The 17,995-nt window shown below is 67.3% G+C and carries 18 protein-coding genes; 11 read left to right on the top strand and 7 right to left on the bottom strand.

Features of this window, described 5'->3' with window-relative positions; all coding sequences use genetic code 11:
• Positions 1 to 7: 7 nt before the first annotated feature.
• The 4 genes from purE (at position 8) to QT17_RS02080 (ending at position 3,774) form a co-directional block, all read left to right on the top strand.
• Positions 8 to 502: a 5-(carboxyamino)imidazole ribonucleotide mutase gene (gene purE, locus QT17_RS02095; protein WP_039455739.1), complete on the top strand. Its 495-nt coding sequence runs from the start codon at positions 8 to 10 to the stop codon at positions 500 to 502.
• Positions 499 to 1,641 carry a 5-(carboxyamino)imidazole ribonucleotide synthase gene (locus QT17_RS02090; RefSeq protein WP_052155142.1) on the top strand — a complete coding sequence of 381 codons (1,143 nt, stop codon included), beginning with the start codon at positions 499 to 501 and terminating at the stop codon, positions 1,639 to 1,641. The genes purE and QT17_RS02090 overlap by 4 nt, the downstream gene beginning before the upstream one ends.
• Complete coding sequence (locus tag QT17_RS02085) at positions 1,620 to 2,750, top strand: phenylacetate--CoA ligase family protein (protein WP_039455737.1); 1,131 nt, start codon at positions 1,620 to 1,622, stop codon at positions 2,748 to 2,750. The genes QT17_RS02090 and QT17_RS02085 overlap by 22 nt, the downstream gene beginning before the upstream one ends.
• 103 nt (positions 2,751 to 2,853) lie before the next feature.
• Positions 2,854 to 3,774 (top strand): carbohydrate kinase family protein, encoded by a 921-nt coding sequence (locus tag QT17_RS02080; RefSeq protein ID WP_039455735.1) that lies wholly within the window; start codon positions 2,854 to 2,856, stop codon positions 3,772 to 3,774.
• Here the strand turns inward: QT17_RS02080 and hisH are convergent.
• From hisH to QT17_RS02065, 3 genes are read right to left on the bottom strand one after another with little or no spacing between them, the layout of a single operon-like run.
• Complete coding sequence (gene hisH, locus QT17_RS02075; RefSeq protein ID WP_039455733.1) at positions 3,745 to 4,341, bottom strand: imidazole glycerol phosphate synthase subunit HisH; 597 nt, start codon at positions 4,339 to 4,341, stop codon at positions 3,745 to 3,747. The genes QT17_RS02080 and hisH overlap by 30 nt on opposite strands.
• Positions 4,341 to 4,925, bottom strand: coding sequence for an imidazoleglycerol-phosphate dehydratase HisB (hisB, locus tag QT17_RS02070; RefSeq protein ID WP_039455731.1), 585 nt, complete (start codon positions 4,923 to 4,925; stop codon positions 4,341 to 4,343). The genes hisH and hisB overlap by 1 nt, the downstream gene beginning before the upstream one ends.
• A complete protein-coding gene (locus tag QT17_RS02065; RefSeq protein ID WP_039455729.1) occupies positions 4,918 to 5,961 on the bottom strand; it encodes a histidinol-phosphate transaminase in 1,044 nt (347 codons plus the stop codon). The genes hisB and QT17_RS02065 overlap by 8 nt, the downstream gene beginning before the upstream one ends.
• A gap of 28 nt (positions 5,962 to 5,989) precedes the next feature.
• Between QT17_RS02065 and QT17_RS02060 the strand changes: the two genes are divergently transcribed.
• Both QT17_RS02060 and QT17_RS02055 read left to right on the top strand, forming a co-directional pair.
• Positions 5,990 to 6,370: a HEPN domain-containing protein gene (locus QT17_RS02060; RefSeq protein ID WP_039455727.1), complete on the top strand. Its 381-nt coding sequence runs from the start codon at positions 5,990 to 5,992 to the stop codon at positions 6,368 to 6,370.
• A complete protein-coding gene (locus tag QT17_RS02055) occupies positions 6,327 to 6,686 on the top strand; it encodes a nucleotidyltransferase domain-containing protein (RefSeq protein ID WP_039455725.1) in 360 nt (119 codons plus the stop codon). Before QT17_RS02060 ends, QT17_RS02055 begins: the two co-directional genes overlap by 44 nt.
• Here the strand turns inward: QT17_RS02055 and QT17_RS02050 are convergent.
• On the bottom strand, positions 6,683 to 7,300 hold the full coding sequence (locus QT17_RS02050) for a nitroreductase family protein (protein ID WP_039455723.1): 618 nt from the start codon (positions 7,298 to 7,300) through the stop codon (positions 6,683 to 6,685). The genes QT17_RS02055 and QT17_RS02050 overlap by 4 nt on opposite strands.
• Before the next feature lie 53 nt (positions 7,301 to 7,353).
• Positions 7,354 to 8,295 carry a thiamine-monophosphate kinase gene (locus tag QT17_RS02045; RefSeq protein ID WP_039455720.1) on the bottom strand — a complete coding sequence of 314 codons (942 nt, stop codon included), beginning with the start codon at positions 8,293 to 8,295 and terminating at the stop codon, positions 7,354 to 7,356.
• Positions 8,296 to 8,322: 27 nt separating this feature from the next.
• Here QT17_RS02045 and QT17_RS02040 point away from each other — a divergent pair, with 27 nt between their 5' ends.
• The 5 genes from QT17_RS02040 to QT17_RS02020 all read left to right on the top strand — a co-directional run bounded on the left by QT17_RS02040 (position 8,323) and on the right by QT17_RS02020 (position 14,526).
• The gene (locus QT17_RS02040; RefSeq protein WP_039455718.1) at positions 8,323 to 9,036 is read left to right on the top strand and encodes a 2-phosphosulfolactate phosphatase; all 714 of its coding nucleotides are present in this window, start codon (positions 8,323 to 8,325) and stop codon (positions 9,034 to 9,036) included.
• The gene (locus QT17_RS02035) at positions 9,024 to 9,728 is read left to right on the top strand and encodes a WecB/TagA/CpsF family glycosyltransferase (protein WP_039455716.1); all 705 of its coding nucleotides are present in this window, start codon (positions 9,024 to 9,026) and stop codon (positions 9,726 to 9,728) included. The genes QT17_RS02040 and QT17_RS02035 overlap by 13 nt, the downstream gene beginning before the upstream one ends.
• A 9-nt stretch (positions 9,729 to 9,737) precedes the next feature.
• On the top strand, positions 9,738 to 11,639 hold the full coding sequence (locus QT17_RS02030) for a hypothetical protein (protein ID WP_039455714.1): 1,902 nt from the start codon (positions 9,738 to 9,740) through the stop codon (positions 11,637 to 11,639).
• Positions 11,640 to 11,894: 255 nt separating this feature from the next.
• Positions 11,895 to 13,511, top strand: coding sequence for a phage portal protein (locus QT17_RS02025; RefSeq protein WP_039455712.1), 1,617 nt, complete (start codon positions 11,895 to 11,897; stop codon positions 13,509 to 13,511).
• Entirely contained in the window at positions 13,504 to 14,526 is a 1,023-nt protein-coding gene (locus QT17_RS02020; protein ID WP_039455710.1) for a hypothetical protein, read from the top strand. Before QT17_RS02025 ends, QT17_RS02020 begins: the two co-directional genes overlap by 8 nt.
• On the opposite strand, the gene QT17_RS13190 is transcribed toward QT17_RS02020, so the two are convergent.
• Together QT17_RS13190 and QT17_RS02010 are read right to left on the bottom strand one after the other, a co-directional pair.
• Positions 14,509 to 15,915 carry a restriction endonuclease subunit S gene (locus QT17_RS13190; RefSeq protein ID WP_081995751.1) on the bottom strand — a complete coding sequence of 469 codons (1,407 nt, stop codon included), beginning with the start codon at positions 15,913 to 15,915 and terminating at the stop codon, positions 14,509 to 14,511. The genes QT17_RS02020 and QT17_RS13190 overlap by 18 nt on opposite strands.
• On the bottom strand, positions 15,912 to 17,873 hold the full coding sequence (locus QT17_RS02010) for an N-6 DNA methylase (RefSeq protein WP_052155141.1): 1,962 nt from the start codon (positions 17,871 to 17,873) through the stop codon (positions 15,912 to 15,914). Before QT17_RS02010 ends, QT17_RS13190 begins: the two co-directional genes overlap by 4 nt.
• Positions 17,874 to 17,995: the final 122 nt, after the last annotated feature.

Below are 17,995 nucleotides of genomic sequence, written 5' to 3'. Positions count from 1 at the left end.
CGGTACGATGGTGCCTTTGGTAGGTCTCATCATGGGCTCCCGCTCCGACTGGGAAACCCTGCGCCACGCCGCGGAGACCCTGGACGCCTTGGGCATCCCCTACGAGGTGAGGGTGGTCTCCGCCCACCGCACCCCGGACCTCATGGCGGAGTACGCCAAGACCGCCGAGGCCAGGGGCATCCAGGTGATCATCGCCGGGGCCGGGGGGGCGGCCCACCTGCCCGGCATGACCGCGGCCCACACGCCTTTGCCCGTCTTGGGGGTGCCCGTGGAAAGCCAAGCCTTACGGGGCCTAGACTCCCTCCTCTCCATCGTCCAGATGCCCGCGGGCGTCCCCGTGGGCACCCTGGCCATCGGCAGGGCGGGGGCGGTGAACGCCGCCCTTTTGGCCGCCAGCATCCTTGGTCTCAAGGACCCCGAGATGATGGCGCGGCTCAAGGCCTACCGGAAGGCCCAAACCGAGGCGGTCCTGGCCCACCCCGACCCCCGGGAGGAAGGATGAGGGTGGGCGTTTTGGGTGGGGGGCAGCTTGGGCGGATGCTGGCCCTGGCGGGCTACCCCTTGGGGCTTTCCTTCCGCTTCCTGGACCCCTCCCCCGAGGCCTGCGCCGGGCAGGTGGGGGAGCTTTGCGTGGGGGATTTCGCCGATCCCGAAGCCCTTTCCCGCTTCGCCCAGGGTCTGGACCTCGTCACCTACGAGTTTGAAAACGTCCCGGTGGAAGCGGCCCTAAGTCTAGCCGAAAGGCTTCCCGTCCTTCCGCCCCCCAAGGCCCTGGAGGTGGCCCAAGACCGCCTGCGGGAGAAGGCCTTCATGGCGAGCCTCGGCGTCCTCACCCCGCCCTTCCACCCCGTGGACGGGGAGGAGGACCTGGCGGAGGGGCTGAAAAAGGTGGGCCTCCCCGCCCTCCTCAAAACCCGCCGCGGGGGCTACGACGGCAAGGGGCAGGCCCTGGTGCGCACGGAGGAGGAGGCCCAAGGGGCGCTACGGGCCCTGGGGGGCCGGGGGCTTATCCTCGAGGGCCTCGTCCCCTTTGACCGGGAGGTTTCCCTCCTCGCCGTGCGGGGGCGAAACGGGGAGATGGCCTTCTATCCCCTGGTGGAAAACCGCCACCACGGGGGCATCCTTCGCCTCTCCTTAGCCCCCGCCCCCCACCTCACGGAAGCCCTGCAGAAGAAGGCGGAGGCCTACGCCAGGGAAGCCCTCCTCGCCCTGGACTACGTGGGCGTGCTAGCCCTGGAGCTTTTCCAAGTAGGCGAGGAACTCCTCTTCAACGAGATGGCCCCCCGGGTCCACAACTCCGGCCACTGGACCCTGGAGGGCGCGGAAACGAGCCAGTTTGAAAACCACCTGAGGGCCCTCCTGGGCCTCCCCTTGGGGAGCACCGCCCCTAGGGGGTATAGCGCCATGGCGAACCTCATCGGCCACAGGCCCGACTTTGGGGAGGTGCTCCGCCTCCCCTCCGCCCACCTCCACTGGTACGGCAAGGCGGTGCGCCCCGGGCGGAAGGTGGGGCACATCACCTTGAGGCGGGACACCTGGGAGGAGCTCCAAAGCGAGCTCCCCCGCCTCCTAACCCTGGCGGGAAGCCCCAGTATAATCGGGGGCGAAGGAGGCCAGGCATGGACCGCACCAGGCGCCTAAGGGAGGTCATCCGCGCGGCCAAGGCCCACCCCGTTTACCGGGAAAAGCTTAAAGACGTGGACCCCGAGGAGGTTTCCCCCGAGAACCTCTCCGCCTTGCCCCTCACCAGCCGGGAGGAGTGGGTGGCCTACCTCAAGGCAAACCCCACCCCCCCGGAAGGAGCGAGGCTCATGCACCTCACCCCAAGCCCCCTCATGGGCTGGATGCCGGAATACCTCTCGGAGGAGGACCTCCGCTACCAGGCGGAAGCCCTGGCCGCCCATTACCGGCGGCTTGGCCTCGAGGGCAAGCGGGTCTTGGTGGCCTTCAGCTACCACGTCTTCGCCGGGGGGTGGCTTTTCCACGAGGCCTTGGTCCTGGCGGGGAACCTGGTCTTCCCCCACGGCCCCGGGGAGGCGGGGCGCATCGCCGAGCTGAGCCCCCAGTTTGACGTCCTGGTCACCAACCCCTCCTTCGCCCTCAAGGTGGGCCAGGCGGGCGGGCGGTTTCGCCTGCTCCTGGCGGGGGGGGAGCCTTTTACCTCGGTGCCCGGCTTCCGGGAGAAGGTGGAGGCCCTCCTGGGCGGCACAGCCCTGGACGCCTACGGCACCAGCGAACTGGGCATCGTGGCCGGGGAAAACCTGGTCAAGGACGGGCTATGGGAGATCCCCGAGATGGCCGTCCTCGAGGTCCTGGACCCGGAAACCCTAAGGCCCGTGGCCCCGGGGGAAAAGGGGGAGCTGGTGGTCACCGCCCTAAGCCGCACCCTCATGCCCATGGTGCGCTTCCGCACCGGGGACCTGGCCTTGGCCGAGCGCCGGGAAGGGCTTACCGTGCTGCCCCGCGGGGTTTTCGGCCGCACGGACCAGATGGTGAAGGTAAAGGGGGTGAAGCTTTACCCCACGGAGCTCGCCCCCATCCTGGCCGGCTTCGGCCTGGACCCCAAGGGCTTCCAGGTGGTGGTGGAAAGGAAGCTGGAGGGGACGGACAAGCTGGTGCTCCGCCTGAAGGCGGACAAGGTGCCCCCTGGGCTCTACGAGGCCATCCAGAAGGCCACGGGGCTAAGGCTGGACGAGGTGGAGCTGGTGGGCGAGCTGGAGGGGGGCCTGGTGCTGGACCGCCGCTTCTAGCTCGTTAATCTCTTCTCATAACCCCGGGGTATACTTCCCCCAAAGCAACGGGGCCCTTGCGGTATAGTGGGGGCAAACCCTGTGCCTTGCGGAAGGAGGCAAGATGCGGTTTTTCGTGCTGGGGGATGTTTCCGTTGACCTGCTTTTCTTCGTGGAGCGAATACCGGAACCCGGGGAGGAGGTGCCCTCGAGGCGGGCCCTGATGAAGCCCGGGGGGGCCGGGGGCACCCTGGCGGTCCAGCTGGCGAGCTTGGGCCACCGGGTGCACCTGGCGGGCCGGGTGGGCCAAGACCCCTTCGCCGAGCTGGCCTTAAGCCGGGTGCGGGAGGTGGGGGTGGACCTAAAGCACCTCCAGGAAGACCCCGACCACACCACCAGTTCCGTCCTCATCCTGGTGGTGCCGGGTGGGGAACGGGCCATGGTGAGCGCGGAAGGGGCGAGCCGCTACCTGGACCCCGCCCTCTTCAAGCCCCGCCACCTGGACAGCGCCGACGCCGTGGTCCTCTCCGCCTACGCCCTGGTGGGAGGGCCTTCCCGGAGCTACGCCGTGGAGGTCCTGGAGGCAGCGAGGAAGCGGGAGCTTCCCGTCTTCGCCGACCTGGGCACGGGGGCGGTGCGGGCGGCGGGGGCGGAGCTTTTGAAGCACCTGCGGGGCGTCACCTGGCTCCTTATGAACCAGACGGAGCTTTTGGCCCTCACCGGCGCCTCTTCCCTCTCCGAGGGGGTGGCCCGGCTCCGAAGGGAGGGCTTCTCCCACCTGGCCATCAAGGTGGGGGCCATGGGCTCCATCGTGGTGACCCCCGAAGGGGAGGAGCTTTTGGAGCCCTTCCCCATAGAGGACATCGTGGACTCCACCGGGGCCGGGGACGCCTACACCGCCGCCTTCGCCCACGCCATCCTCGAGGGCAGAAGCCCGGTGGAGGCGGGAAGGCTCGCCAACCTGGCGGGGGCCTTGGCCGCCACGGGGCTTGGGGCCCAAGGCCGCCTCATCTCCCTAGAGGACCTCAAAATAGCGGCGGGCTAGGGCCAAAAAGGCGAGGCCCGCCCGCCCGCTTTTTTCCGGGTGGAACTGGGGGGCGAGGAGGTTTTCCTTGGCCAAGAGGGCGGTGAAGGGAGTGCCCTCGTACTCCCCCACCCCGAGGGCGTGGGGGTTCAAGGGGCCGTAGTAGGAGTTGGCGAAGTAGAAGTGGCGGCCCGTGAGCTCGGCGAAAAACCCCCCGAAGTTCAGGGCGTTCCAACCCATCTGGGGCACCCGCCCCCGGGGGAAGCGGCGCACCAGCCCCGGCACCACCCCAAGCCCCCTCACCCCCGGCGCCTCCTCGCTCCCCTCGTAGAGGACCTGCATGCCCACGCAGATGCCGAGGAAGGGAAGCCCCTTTTCCAAATGGGCCAGGACCCTCTCCAGGAAGCCGCTTCGGGCAAAGGCCCCCATCACCTGGCCGAAGTGCCCCTGGCCAGGGAGGACGAGAAGGCTCGCCTCCGGGTGGGCCTTGGGGTCGGCGGAGACCGCCACGGCGAAACCCGCCGCCTCCAGGGCCTTGGCGGCACTCCGCAGGTTTCCCGAGCCGTAGTCAATGAGGATGGCCCGCACTAAAGCACCCCCTTGGTGCTGGGAAGCCCCTCCCCCGTGAGGCGGGTGGCCTTGTGGAGGGCCCGGGCCAGGGCCTTGAAGCTCGCCTCCACCACGTGGTGGACCTCCCGCCCCGCCAAAAGCCGCAGGTGGAGGGTGAGCCGCCCGTGGTTCACCAAGCCCCGCAAAAACTCCCGCAGGTGGTAGTGGTTCACCCGGCCCGCCGTCCCCACCACGGGCCAGGCCTCGGGCCGGTACTCCAGGTGGGGTCGGCCGGATAGGTCCACCACGCAGAGGACCAGGGTCTCGTCCAGGGGGGCGAAGGCCTCCCCGTAGCGCTCTATCCCCCTCCCCTCCCCCAGGGCCTCCTTCAGGGCCATGCCCAGGACGATGCCCACGTCCTCCACCAAGTGGTGGACGTCCACCTCGAGGTCCCCCTTGGCCTCCACCTCCAGGAGGAAGCGCCCGTGCCGCTGGAGCTGGAGGAGCATGTGGTCCAAAAAGGGGAGTCCCGTGGCCACCTGACCCCCCGTGGGCCCGTCCAAGCCCAGGCGCAGGCGCACCCAGGTCTCCGCCGTGGCCCGCTCCACCAAGGCTTCACGCATAGGCCACCCCAAAGGCCGCCCTTAGGAAGGCGTCCATCTCCTCCTTCCGCCCCACCGTCACCCGAAGGCAGCCGGCAAGCCCCGGGTAGCGGTCCTGCCGCCGCACCAAGACCCCTTGGGCGAGGAGGTGGCGGAAGGCCTCCTCGGCGTCCGGGGTCTTGACCAGGAGGAAGTTGGTGTGGCTCGGGTAGGGACGCCAGGTGGGGTGCCGAAGGAGCTCGCCGTAAGTCCTTTCCCGCTCCCGGACCACTCCTTCCACCACCTCCCGGACGTACCCCGGGTTCTCCAAAACCACCTCCAAGATGACCCCGGTGTGGGCGGGAAGGACAAAGGGGGGAAGCACCTCCCGCACCACCCCGGCCACCTGGGGGTGGGCCAAGAGGTAGCCCGCCCGAATCCCCCCCAAGGAGAAGGCCTTGGAAAAGGTGCGCAGGAAGGCCACGTGGGGGTTATCCCGGCCCAAGGGGCTAAAATCCGTGCCGGCGAACTCCCGGTAGGCCTCGTCCACCGCGAGAAGCCCTCCCACCTCCTTAGCCCGTTCCGCCAAGGCCGCCACCGCCCCTTTCGGGAAGAGGGCTCCCGTGGGGGCGTGGGGGTTGGGGAGGAAGAAGACCCCGCCCTGGAAGGCGGCAAGGACCTCCTCCAGGGGCAGGGCGAAACCCTCCCCCAAGGGCACCGCCCGGTAGGGGGTGCCCGCCACCCGGGCGGCGTGGGCGTAGTGGGGGAAGGAGGGGGCAAGGTCCAGCACCTCCTCCGCCGCCAGGCTTAGGGCCAGGATGAGGAGGTTGGAGCCAGGGGCGAGGACGATTCCCTCCTCCGGCCAGTCCAACAGGGCGGCAAGGCGCTTCCTAAGGGTTTCGGCGTGGATTTCCGGGTAGCGGTTCCACGAAAGCCCCTTAAGGCGCCTTAAGGCCTCCTCCTTGAGGGCCTCGGGCAGGTCAAAGGGGCTCTCGTTCTGGTCCAGCTTCACCGGGGCCTCCTCCTTCCTGTAGGGGTAAGGGGCGAGGTCCCGGAGGTGCGCCTTGAAGGCCCGCATGCCCCGAGTATAGCGGTAGACTGGGGGCATGAACCGGGCCAAGGACTGGCTTCTCCAGGCCGAGAAGGACCTGGAGATGGCCGAGATCGCCCGGCAGGCGGGAAGGCACGAGTGGGCCTGTTTCGCCGCCCAACAGGCGGCGGAGAAGGCGGTCAGGGCCCTGCACCTTCACCTGGGCCAGGAAGCCTGGGGGCACGTGGTGGCCCGGCTCCTCCGGGAGCTGCCCTTGCCGGTGCCTGAGGAGTTGGTGGAAAGAGCCCGATACCTGGATGGTCTCTATATTCCCACCCGCTACCCCGACGCCTTCCCCGAAGGCCCCTCCGCGGAGCACTACGGGCCCCTGCAAAGCGAGGAGGCTTTGAACCATGCCCACGCGATCCTTGCGTTCGTCCGTGGTCAGATGGCCTAGGCGAGAGGCGGTGGAGGAGGCCCTCAAGGCCTGGCTCGCCCGCCACCCCATCCCGGGCCTCCTGGCCCTCGGGTATTTCGGCTCCTACGCCCGGGGGGACTACGGCGTGGGGAGCGACCTGGACCTGGTCCTGGTGGTGGAGGAAAGCCCCCTTCCCCCCTACCGCCGCGCCGCCGCCCTGCCCCTGGAGGAGCTCCCCGTGCCCGCGGAGGCCCTGGTCTATACCCTGGCGGAGTGGCAAGCCCTCCCCCAGGGAAGCCCCCGCTTCGCCCAAGCCCTACGGCGGGAAACCCGTTGGCTCCTTCCCCCGCCCTAGCGCCAAAGGGCAACCCGCTCCAGGGGCAAGCGGTGGGAGGGGTAGCCCTCCTCCGCCGGGTAGCCCAAGGGAAGAAGGGCGGGGACGGCCACGTGGGCGGGAAGGCCCAAAAGGGCCTTGACCCTTTCCGGGTCAAAGCCCAGCATGGGCACGCTCCCAAGCCCGTGGGCCTCCAGGAGGAGGAGCAGGTAGCCCAAGAAGATGTAGCTCTGCCCCGCGGCCCAAGCCGCCCGCTCCCCCTCCCCCATCCCGGCAAAGGCGCTTTGAATGGCCCGCTTCTGGGCTTCCCGCCGCTCTCCCTGAACCCCGGGGTGGATCACCTCGTCCAGGCGGGCTAGGGCGTCCTCGAGGTCAGCGTAGACCACCAGGACCACGGGGGCCTCCTCCACCTGGGCCTGGCCGAAGGCTGCCTCCCTAAGGGCCTTCTTGAGGGCGGCGTCCCGCACCACCACCAAACGCCAGGGCTGCAGGTTCCAGGCGGAAGGGGCCCTAAGGGCCGCCTCTAGGACCTCCCGCAACACCCCCTCAGGCACGGGGTCCGGCCGGTAGCGGCGGATGGAGCGGCGCCTTAGGGCCGCGGTCTTGACGTCCAGAACGGGGAGTGTAGCCTCCATACGCCGGGAATAGTACCGGAAGCCTCCCGGGCCTTTTGTGAAGCAAAGCGCCATCAAGGGCGGAAGTGGTCGTACCCCTTCCGCGGCACGGGGACCCCCTGGAGGTAAACCCCCTCTCCCTCCACCACGCGCCCGGCCCGGAAGAGGGGAAGCCCCGCCTCCCTCGCCCGCGCCTCCACCGCCTCCCCTCGCTCGGGGGGAACCACCAAGACCGCCTCAAACTCCTCCCCCCCATAGAGCACGAAGGCCAAGGCCCTTTCCTCGCTCCCCGCCAAGGCCACCACGTCGGGGTAAAGGGGCAAGGCCTCCAGTTCCACCCGCACCCCGAGCTCCGCAAGCTGCCATAGGGTTTCCGCCAGGCCATCGGAGGAGTCCAGGCTTCCCCGCAGAAGCCCCTCCAGGGCCAAGAGGCCCAGCCGGGGCAAGGGGTAGTGGGCCGCCTCCCGGATGGCGGGGAAGGCCTCGAGGCCCACCCCCTGGTAGTGGGCGAAGATGGCCGCCCCAAGCCGCCCCCACCGGTCCCCGGCCAAATACAAGAGGTCCCCCGGCAGGGCCTGGCGGGGAAGGGGGCGCTTCGCCTCGGCGAAGCCCGCCACCACCAAGGCCGCCTCCTCCCCGGCGTTGGTGTCCCCGCCCAGAAGGAAGGCCCCAAGCCGGCCCGCCGCCTCCGCCGCCCCCCGCACCAGGCCCAGGGCGAGCTCCTCCTCCGCCTCAGGGGGCAGGAAAAGCCCCAGGGCGAAGCCCAAGGGCCGCCCCATCTTGCAGAGGAGGTCGGAGGCGGTGGCCGCCACCCCCCGGAAGCCCACCTCAAAGGGCCCCATGCCCCGGAGCGCCACGTCCCGGTAGCGGAAGCCGTCCACCTTGAGGAGAAGGGCCTCCTCCCCGAGCCACACCCCCCCGGCGTCGTCCCCCGGGGGAAGGGGGGCGTCCAAGGGGTAGCCCAAGGGAGCGAGCTTCCGGAGAAGGGCCCTTTCGCCCAGGTCTTTAAGCCGCATAAACCCAGGCTAAGGTATCATGGCGGGGTGTGCCGGGTTGACCTGTGCCTGAGGCCGGCCCCTGGCCCTTTGATCCTGGTGGAGGTCCTGCCTGCGGGGAGCGTCCTCACCCGCCTCTTGGCCCTGGGGGCCAAGGGGGTTTGGGTGGCCCCGGGGCCCAAGGTGGCCCGCCTCCTGGCGGAAAGCCTGGGGAAAAACGCCCTCCTTTTGGGCGAGGTGGAGGGCTTTCCCCCCGAGGGGTTCCACGGGCGGCTTTCCCTCTTGGACCTAGAAAGGACGGAGGTGAAGGGGAAGGAGGCCGTCCTGGTGGCCCCCTCCCTCAACGGGAGCCTCCTGCCGGGGGAGGAGGAGGTGTACCTGGCGGGCTTCCGAAACGCCAAGGCCATCCTGGAGCTGGCCGGTACCCTCAAAAACCCCACCTTGCGCCCCTCCGGGGCCCCCGAGCCCCTCCTCTCCGCGGTGGTGGCCCTGGGCTTTTTGCAAAAGCGCCTTTACCCCGAGGCGCAAAGCCTCGCCACCCTCCTCCTCAAGGCCTTCCCCGATCCCCAGGAGGCCCTCTTCCAAAGCCAGGAGGGGCAGGCCCTCCACAAGGAGGGGCGCACGGAGGAGCTGGCCTGGGCGAGCCTCATCGGGGTGGACCCGGTGGTGCCCCGCCTCACCGAGGTCCGCCTCTTCTCCAAGGAGGCCCACGGCCTCACCCAGGACCGCTACGCGCAGAGGTACGCGGCATGGAACGGCTAACCCTTTTGGGCCTTCCCCTGGACCCCGTGGACATGGGGGAGGCCTTAAGGCGCATCGGGGGCTTCCTGGAGGAGGAAAGAACCCACCAGGTGGTGACCCTAAACCCGGAAATCGCCGTGCGGGCGCAGGAGGACCAGGCCCTGAGGGAAGCCGTCCTCGAGGCCGAGCTCATCACCCCAGACGGGGTGGGCATCCTTTGGGCGGTCAGGCGGCTTCACGGGGTGCGCCTCCCCGAGCGGGTCACGGGGGTGGACCTCACCCTGGCCCTCTTCCGCCGCTTCCCGGGCCTCAGGGTCTACCTCCTGGGGGGAAAGCCCGGGGTGGCGGAGCGGGCGGCGCGGGAGGCGGAAAGGCTCGGGGCAAAGGTGGTGGGCCTTCACCACGGCTACTTCCGGGAGGAGGCCCCCATCGTGGAAGCCATCCAACGGGCGGCCCCCGACCTCCTCTTGGTGGGCATGGGGGAAAGGCAGGAGACCTTCATCCACCGGAACAAGGCGCACCTCAGGGCCAAGGTGGCCATGGGGGTGGGGGGCACCCTGGACGTCCTGGCGGGGGAGGCGAAGCGCCCTCCCCTTTGGGCGCAACGCCTGGGCCTGGAGTGGCTCCTGCGCGTGGGAACCGACCCCAAGCGCTGGCGGCGGGCCCCAAGGCTTCTCCGCTTCGCTTACATGGTCCTCAAGGAAGGGCGCTAGACTAAACCCATGCGGCGGATTCTGGCCTCCCTCCTCCTCCTGGGGCTCGCCCTGGCCCAAGGCCTCGTCCTCCCCTTTGAGGGCCCCAGGGGCTACACCCTGGCCCAAGCCTTCGCCCAAGGGCTGAACGCGCCTCCCCCCACCCTCCTCGCCCTCCTCCTCCCCGACCTCCCCTGGCGGGGAAGCTATGAGCTCGCCGGGGGGCTTTACACCCGGGCCGGGGCCCGGCTCGCCCTCGCCGCCACGGGGGCCGACTGGGTGCTCCTGGGGCGGGAGGAGGAAGGGGGCTTAAGGCTCATCCTCGCCACCCCTAAGGGGGCCCAAGAAGGGCTTTTCCGCACCCCCCAGCTGGCCTGGCTCTGGCTCCAGGGCCAAGGCCTCGCCCCCCGCTTTAGCCCCTTCCCCACCTCCACCCTCTCCGAGGAGCGCCTGCAGGCCCTGGCCCAGGGCCAAGACCCCGACCCCCTGCACCAGTCCGCCCTGGACCTCAAGGAGGGGCGGGGAAGCGGCCTTTTGGAGGGCCTGCTGCCCAAGCGGCTCCTCCTCCTCTGGCAAGGTACCCTCCCCCCCGCCTACGAGGCCTTCCGCCTCCTGGCGGAGGGGAAGCGGGAGGAGGCCCTCAAGCGGGCGGAGGCTTTGACCCAAGGGGACGTCCTGGAAAGGACCGCGGCCCACCTCCTCTTCCGGGCCCTGGAGGATGAGCGCTGGAAGGAAACGGCAAGAAGCCTCGCCCAAGCCTTCCCCGAGCTTCCCTTGGCCTGGGAGGAGGTGAGCTTCGCCGCCTTCGCCGAGGGGAAGGGCGAGGAGGCCAAGGAGGCCCTCCTCCAAGCCCTCAAGCTCCGGCCCGATTACTGGCTCTACTGGACCAACCTGGGCTGGGCCTACTACCTGGCGGGGGACCTGCCCCGGGCCATTTTGGCCTCGGAAAGGGCCCTACAGCTTAGTCCCAACGCCACCGCCCTCTACAACCTGGGGCTTTTCCGGGCCATTTACGGGGACTATTTGGGGGCCAAGGCCGCCTACGACAGGGCCCTTAGGCTAGACGAAGGGGAGGACTTCCCCGAGGCCCTTAAGGACCTCGAGGCCCGCAAAGAACCCCTTGCCCTCTACTTCCGCGCCTACCTGGCGGAGCGGGCGGGGCTCGAGGCCAAACCCCTCTACGAAGCCTTCCTCGCCCAACACCCCAAGCACCCCCTAGGCCCCGCCGCCCGGCGAGCCCTGGCCCAGCTTGGGGAGGGGGGGGCGCGGCTGGAGGTCCTAAGGCTTTCCCTCATCCCCGGGGACGTGGACGCCCGCCCCTTCCGCGCCGGGGAGGCGGTCTTCCCCGAGGTGCGCCTCACGGGAACCCCCTACCTGAAGCGGGACGCCCTGGAAACCCGCCTCTACCGGGAAGGCGCCCTCCTCCAGGAGGAAAAGAAGCCCCTGGGCTTCCCCCCCCTCACCACCGCCTTGGTGGGAAATGCCCCCGCCGTTACCCTCCCGGCCCCTGGACGGTACACCCTCGAGGTCCGCTACGGGGAGGCCACCCTCCTCCTGCCCCTGGAGGCGGGGCCCCCGAGCCTTGCCCGCCGGCTCTACGCCCTGGGCCTGGAAGCGCGGGACCTTTCGGGCCAAGCCCTCCTCACCCCCAAGGAGGCCCTGGGGGAGGAGGGGGAAAGGCTCCTTTTGGAAAGGACGCTCCAGGCGCTTAAAGAAGCCGCCCCCCTCGCCACCTCAAGCCGCCTCACCGCTCCCCTTCCCAAGGGGCCCTATGCGGGGAAGAGCGTGCAGGAGGTGCTGAAGGAGCCGAGCCTCGAGGGGGTGCGGGCTTTCTTTGAGGCGGTCTTGGAAAACCCCGAACTCCTTGCGGAGAACGACGTGGTGAACGCCTTCGTGAACTGGCTCCTTAAGCTGTCAGAAAACGCGCCGTGAAGGCACACAAACGCTAGCCCCCCGGGTTTCCCCGGGGGGCGGTTTTCACGTCCCAGACTTGGTGGAGCCGACGGGACTCGAACCCGTGACCTCCTGAGTGCGATGCGAGTGGAAGCCCCCTCGCAGAGCCGCAAAGATGCGTACTAGACAGCATGGAGATACCTATGGGGGTGGCGTTTTTTTTCCCTTCTGCTACACGTCTGCTACACACCCCAGCCCCCCCTCCGACCCCATTCCCGGCCCATGCTAATGGGGATGAAGACGGACCGGGAGATTAGCACCGCGGCCCAGGCCGCCCATCACCCCGAGGCGCCCCCGGATGAGCGCTATGACGCCCGGGCGCAGGTGGCCAAGGCGGTGGCGGGAAGCGTCCCCCGCCTGGATGCCCAGGCCCTCATCAAAGCCGCCACCTTCCTCCATCGGGTCAACCTCCGATTGGCCGAGCGCCAGGGATGGCCCCGCTCGGGGCAGCACGACCCCTACGGCATCTTCCGCCACAGCGGCTACCTCCAGCGCCCCGCCCCCATCGGCTTCGCCCAGCTCCGGGCCCTCGTGGAGCACGACCCGGTACTCTACGCCATCATCCTCACCCGGGCCCGCCAGGTGAGCCGTCTAGCCCGCCCGGCCCGCTATGACCACGAGCCGGGCTTTCGCCTGCGGTTGCGAGGAGCTAGCGAGCTCACCGCCGTGGACCAAAAGCGCCTCGAGTGGCTGGAGCGCTTCCTCCTCAACTCTGGGGCGGAGTTTGACCCCTTCCGCCGGGAAGCCCTGCGCCGCGATGACCTCATCACCTACCTAAAAAAGGCGGTGATGGACTCCCTCACGATGGACGCCATGCCCGTGGAAATCATTCGCACCCCGTCAGGCCGGGTGCACGTGGACGGGGCCACGGTCTACCTGGCCCCACCGGAAGGCCTTCCCAAAGGCACGCCCCCACCCCCGGGGTGTGAAGGCATGGACCCCGAGGACGTGAAGGCGGTGGAGGCCCAGGACGGGCGGGTGGTCAACTGGTTCGCCCGGGACGAGCTCCTCTACCGGGTGCGCAACCCCCGCCCGGACGTGTGGGGACAGGGCTACGGCATCGCTGAGCCGGAGCTGATGATCCGCATCATCACGGGCTTCCTTAACGTCATCACCTACAACCTCAAGAGCTACGAGGACAACCACATCCCCCAGGGCTTTTTGACCCTCTTTGGGGACTTCCGGGAAGAGGACATAGAGGAGTTCAAGGCGGAGTGGGCCGCTTACGTGGCGGGGGTGAGCAACGCCTGGCGGCTCCCCGTCCTCATCAGCCGCGACCGCGAAGCCGGGGCCCAGTTCACGGCCACGGGGGTCAACCCCTCCGAGATGCACTTCGTCAAGTGGACCAGCTTCCTGGTGGCCATCCAATGCGCCCTCTACGGCATAGATCCGGAGGAGATTGGGTTTGAGTCCTTCTCCTCCCGCACCTCCACCCTGAACGAAGCCTCTATAGAGTCCAAGCTGGTGAGCTCGCGGGACAAGGGCCTCTACCCCCTCCTCCAGCACCTCGAGGCCACCTTCAACACGCTCCTGAGCGCCGTAGACCCCGAGGTGGAGTTCTACTGGACGGGCTTCCAGGACCCCCGGGAGGTGTGGGAGCGGGACCGGCTGGCCTTGACCTACGGGGAGCTACGGCAGCGGCTGGGCCTTCCCACGGGACGGTACCCCCTCCTGGAAGACGCGCCCCTCAACCCGAGCCTCCTCACGGTCTACCTGGAGGCGGCCCGGCCAAACGCCGCCGCAGGCCCCGAAGGCCCCGAGCCCACGGAGGACCACCCCTGGCCCCCGGACGAGGAGGGGGCGGAAGCCCTAGCCCACCTGGCCCAAGCCCTAAAGGAGACCCATGCCTGAGCAGTACCCTGCTTCCGAAACCCTTCTCCCCACCCTGGAGGAGGCCACGTTGGAGGTGGGACGGGACTTTCTCTATCGGGTACATCTGGAGGTCCACCGGGCGATGGGCTTCCCGCCCCTGCCCCGCGGCGCGGTGGAGCGGGCCTACGGGATGCCTATTCCCCACCGCACCCTGGCCAAGGCCCGGCTGACCCCCGAGCGGGCCTGGGAAAAGGCCCTGGCCCGCTTCCGGGAGCTGCGGGCCCGGGGCTATCCCTTGGGCGGGCGGGAGGTGCGGGCCCTGGCCTCCGCCGCGGTGGACCGCTGGTACGCCTTAGGGCTGGTGGAGGACCGGGCGCGGGCCCAGGCCCTGCGCAACTTCCTCGCTGGCTTCCTCCGGGCCCACCCCGCCCTGCCCGAGCGGGCGCCCAAGACCCCGGAGGAGGCCAAGGCGCTCCTCCGGCTACGGGACGCGGAAGCGCGGGCCCTCGAGTGGGCGGTGGAGCACCTAGCGGAACACGTGCAGGCCCTGCGGGAGGCCACGCGGCACGGGGTGGCGGAAGCGCTCATGGGGGCGGTGGGGCGCTATGACTCCCCGGAGGCCGCGGCCCGCCAGCTCCTAGACCGCTTCGGCACCCTCAACCGGGACTGGCGCCGGGTGGCCATCACCGAGGCGGCCCAGGCCCACGCCGCGGGTTTTCTGGCGGCGATGGTGGGGCAGGAGGTGGAGTGGGTGGCGGCCCAGGACGCCTGCCCCTATTGCGCCCGCTACCACGGCCAGCGGTTCATGGTGGTGAGCCCGGACCATCCGAACAAGGACTTCGGACGCCACCTCTGGCCCGGGAAGACCAACGTGGGGCGGTCGTTCCACCCCTATACCGCCACCGGCAAGCGGCGCGGCGAGGGTGAGCTGGCGGGACCCGCCATCCCCGCCCACCCCCATTGCCGCTGCCGCGTGGTGCCGGTGGTGGGCCGGACCGCCTACGAGGACCTCGAGGCCCAACGGCGCATCCGGGCGCTACTCGGCCTGGCCTAAAACGAGGTGAGGCCCGGGCCCTTTCCTAATCACTTCCTCCAGTTGCCGCACCGCGGCCTCTTCCAAGGCGTTGGCTTCGTCCCTGAGCGCAAAAGCCTTCCAAACAAGGTCGCCTATCTCCTGCTGCACATCGAGGGGAGCCCGAGGAACACGGATTTGCGCTAAGTGCTCCACCTCGAGGTGGTCAATCACCCCTCCATAGATTTGCCGCTGTATTTGGATTTGACCGTAGGGAGAAGTCAGAAAGATGTAAAGGTAGCCCGGGTCGCTTAGACCCTCCTTGGCCGCCACCCTAGCTAAGTCATCGCTTCCTGCCCAGCCGTCCCACGCCTGGGTTATCAGGCCCACCTCGCCGATGCTCCCGCTTCGGCTTATCACCACCTCCCCTAACTGCAAACGCGCGGAGTCTAGCTCAGGCGTCCACCTAGCTATGTACCTTGGCTCTAGCACGCGCACGGTGGCAAGGTCGGAGGGACGGATAAAGGGCACGCCTATTTCAGGAGCCACGTAGTGCCGCTTGAACCTAGGGGGAATATGGATAGAAGCTAGGTCCGCAAGGGGAACCAGTTCATATTTTCCCCCCGCTAGCGCCTTCAGGAGGCTCCTGGCTTCGGGAACATGGTAGGAAGCGTCCAGGCGGCCCTCGAGGTCTGAGTGCCCCACAGAGAAGCTTCTTACACCATGAGAGCTGGACAAGTATGACGGCTTTACTTGTTCTGGTGATGGAAGGCCCAGGCGTTGATAAAGACGTCCCCTAGCTTCCTCCAGCAAAGCCTGTCCCTTCTCCCTCTTCGCCAAGGCGGACAAAGCTATCCGGTGAAATCTCCGCCTAAGTACCTTTGCCAGTAGTGGAACAGGCATCGTTCCTATAACGCTTGGATCTATCTCCTTTATCACAGCACCGTACTGAGCGCCTTGGAGGTAGCTAAAACCATACTGGGTCCGCAAGAACAGGTATAGGTAGCCCGGTTCTATTTGTTGCGCATGTACCCGCAAAATATGCTCGGAAACAGCTACCTTGGCCAACGAGCGCCCAGCAAGAACGCTGTAGCCCACAGAGCCTGAGCGTGCAATCAAGATGTCGCACTCCCCTGGGAATAACCCCGGCTCCACAGCTTTTGGATGGAGATATTTCTCCGCTTTGAGGGGCCAGAAGAAAACCTCTCTGGAGCCCAAAAAGGGTACTCCCCCCTCAGATGGGCTGACATACCGACGCTTGAACCGCCCTAGATACGTAAAGCTTGCCAAAGCTTCTAAGGGTTGCCGCGGCCACCTGCTTCGCTCAAGCGCCCAACGGGCCCAAAGGGCCAAGTTGTAGTAGTTGGCGTCTAACCTTTTCTCCCCTTCCCGGAGATAGTAGCTTCCCACACGGAGGTAGGAAAGGCTCATGCTTCCTCCGCTTCCTGCTTCAGCTCACGCCGCAACCAAAGGCTGAACACCTCCGGTACTTCGCTGACCTCGTCGTCCCTTTGCCCTACAAGGGGCTTGCCTTCCTCATCCCGTTTCCAAAGGTCGTTCCCCCGGCGGTCATAGCCCATCGTTTTGGGAACGGCCATAAAGACCTCGTACTCTTCTTCTTTGTACTGCGCCCTTTCCACTTCCTCTTTGGTCTTTTTGCGCAAGACCAAGACACTGGTTTGGGTTCCGGTGCCGCCGAAGGCCACAAAAGTTTCTATGGGAAGGTCCACACTGGCCACCACGATGAACTTTTCCAAAATCCACTCCCGGATGAACTGAAGGCCAGGATTAGACAGAATGCTATCAGGAAGCACGATGGCCAAGACCCCCCCGGGTGCCAGCCATTGGTAGGCCCGCTCTATAAAGAGTTGCTCTGGAGGCAGACCGCTCCGGCTCCTTCCGGGGTCCAAGCCATAGGTGGCAAGCTCGTACTCCTCGAGGATTTCCGGATTGTCCACCTTAAGCCCGGGACCGCTGCCAAAAGGAGGGTTCATGACGATCAGGTCCACACTCCCCGGTGGAAGCTTCTCCTGGACCTCCCTGGGCATCTTGTCAAAGGGTATCAGGCTACCCCCGGGGATGTGGTACACGTTAGAGCTTCCGTCCCCGTGCATCACCAGGTTCATCTGCGCCGCTCGCACAAGCAGGGGGTTAATGTCTAAACCGTAGAGGTTGCGGTTGCATACCTCGCGCAAAACCCCCATGACGTAGGCCTCCCTCACCTCATCGTTCGGGTGCTTGCCCGCTTCCCGGGCCATAAGGTAGTCCCGGAGCTCGTTCATAAAGGCCCGCAAAAAGCCCCCGGTGCCCACAGCGGGGTCCAGGACCTTTATGTTGGTCCAATCCTTTTGGCCCTGGGCGTGATGGATGAGGGTTTCCACCCCCATGCGAACCGCCATGCGGCAAACGTTGTCGGGGGTGAAAAACTCGCCCCGGTCCCCCCGTAGGTTTTCCCGAACAATCTCCTGATAGGCGGCTCCCTTTATATCCGTCCGTGTGCGCAGGAAGGAGTACCGCCTGAGCTCCATGACCGCGTAGGCCAAAACGTCATCGCTGAGCCCAATGCGCTCGTCCTTCTCAAAGATGTAGGGGTACTCCTGCTTGACCCCCTCAAAGAGCTTCTCTATCCGTTTTCGCAGGGCTTCCTTGCCCTTGGCGGTAAACCGCTCCTCAGGGGTGATGTCAAAGTCTAGGGGGTCGGTGGCCCGCTTGTTCCGCTCCTCGTGGACCTTGCAGAAGACCAGCTTCAGAAGCTCGTGGAAAGCCCGCTCCTTGGGCAAGCCTTGGTTGGCATAAATGTAGTTGTGAATGCGCCTCAGCTCCCGTTTTAACCCTTCCGCGGGAATGAGGTCCTGGAAGGTGAGCCGACGTGGAGCGGTTTCGTTGAAGCGAGGAATGTCCGTGCTCTGCTCGAACTCCCGCTTGCCCGCCTTGGTCTTCACCGCAAAGGCAAACCGCTCCCGTCCTACCCAAAGCCCCCATTGCGCGTTGGGGCAGGCCGCCAGGTAGCTTTTGAGCTGTTCAACGCCCCTCTTCTTGTCTTCCGGCTTTACGTCTTCCCGCTTCGCCTCCACCACCACCCGGATGTGCTCTATTTCGTGGGGCTTGCCGTGCTCATATATGACCAAATCGGCACGCTTGCGGGCCCGGCCCATCGGGATGAGGACCTCAATCCCGATGTCCTCTTTGGGGTAGCCGTACTCCTCTACCAGCTTCTTGGCCCACTCCTGCCGTACCAGCTCCTCAGGCGTCTTCTTTCGGGGCTTGCCCGTTATGTAGCAAACGAGGTGCTCTTCGGAAAGGAGGAGGGCCTCTTCCTCACCCGCCTCTGCGGAAGGACCCTCGAGGCCCGCTTCCTCATCCTCTGGCATAAGGGGTTCGTCGGCCATGTGGGAGTATATACCACACCGCCCCCCAAGACCGGCAAGCCTGACCCCGAAGGCCTTCAACCATAAAGGCATGACGCGGTGGCTCGGACTCATCAAAGCCCAGGTCCAGGCCCTCTTTGACC

The sequence above is a fragment of the Thermus sp. 2.9 genome, from assembly GCF_000794385.1.
Lineage (GTDB): Bacteria > Deinococcota > Deinococci > Deinococcales > Thermaceae > Thermus > Thermus thalpophilus.
This window is presented reverse-complemented; position numbering and strand designations above follow the sequence as displayed.

Bases quoted from the DNA above. Each gene is read 5' to 3' on its own strand.
- QT17_RS02055 (WP_039455725.1), top strand. From the start codon at position 6,327: ATGCCCACGCGATCCTTGCGTTCGTCCGTGGTCAGATGGCCTAGGCGA.
- QT17_RS02060 (WP_039455727.1), top strand. From the start codon at position 5,990: ATGAACCGGGCCAAGGACTGGCTTCTCCAGGCCGAGAAGGACCTGGAG.
- QT17_RS02045 (WP_039455720.1), bottom strand. From the start codon at position 8,295: ATGCGGCTTAAAGACCTGGGCGAAAGGGCCCTTCTCCGGAAGCTCGCT.
- QT17_RS02050 (WP_039455723.1), bottom strand. From the start codon at position 7,300: ATGGAGGCTACACTCCCCGTTCTGGACGTCAAGACCGCGGCCCTAAGG.
- QT17_RS13190 (WP_081995751.1), bottom strand. From the start codon at position 15,915: ATGAGCCTTTCCTACCTCCGTGTGGGAAGCTACTATCTCCGGGAAGGG.
- hisB (WP_039455731.1), bottom strand. From the start codon at position 4,925: ATGCGTGAAGCCTTGGTGGAGCGGGCCACGGCGGAGACCTGGGTGCGC.
- QT17_RS02065 (WP_039455729.1), bottom strand. From the start codon at position 5,961: ATGCGGGCCTTCAAGGCGCACCTCCGGGACCTCGCCCCTTACCCCTAC.
- QT17_RS02025 (WP_039455712.1), top strand. From the start codon at position 11,895: ATGAAGACGGACCGGGAGATTAGCACCGCGGCCCAGGCCGCCCATCAC.
- QT17_RS02030 (WP_039455714.1), top strand. From the start codon at position 9,738: ATGCGGCGGATTCTGGCCTCCCTCCTCCTCCTGGGGCTCGCCCTGGCC.
- purE (WP_039455739.1), top strand. From the start codon at position 8: ATGGTGCCTTTGGTAGGTCTCATCATGGGCTCCCGCTCCGACTGGGAA.
- QT17_RS02085 (WP_039455737.1), top strand. From the start codon at position 1,620: ATGGACCGCACCAGGCGCCTAAGGGAGGTCATCCGCGCGGCCAAGGCC.
- QT17_RS02090 (WP_052155142.1), top strand. From the start codon at position 499: ATGAGGGTGGGCGTTTTGGGTGGGGGGCAGCTTGGGCGGATGCTGGCC.
- QT17_RS02080 (WP_039455735.1), top strand. From the start codon at position 2,854: ATGCGGTTTTTCGTGCTGGGGGATGTTTCCGTTGACCTGCTTTTCTTC.
- QT17_RS02010 (WP_052155141.1), bottom strand. From the start codon at position 17,873: ATGGCCGACGAACCCCTTATGCCAGAGGATGAGGAAGCGGGCCTCGAG.
- QT17_RS02035 (WP_039455716.1), top strand. From the start codon at position 9,024: ATGGAACGGCTAACCCTTTTGGGCCTTCCCCTGGACCCCGTGGACATG.
- QT17_RS02020 (WP_039455710.1), top strand. From the start codon at position 13,504: ATGCCTGAGCAGTACCCTGCTTCCGAAACCCTTCTCCCCACCCTGGAG.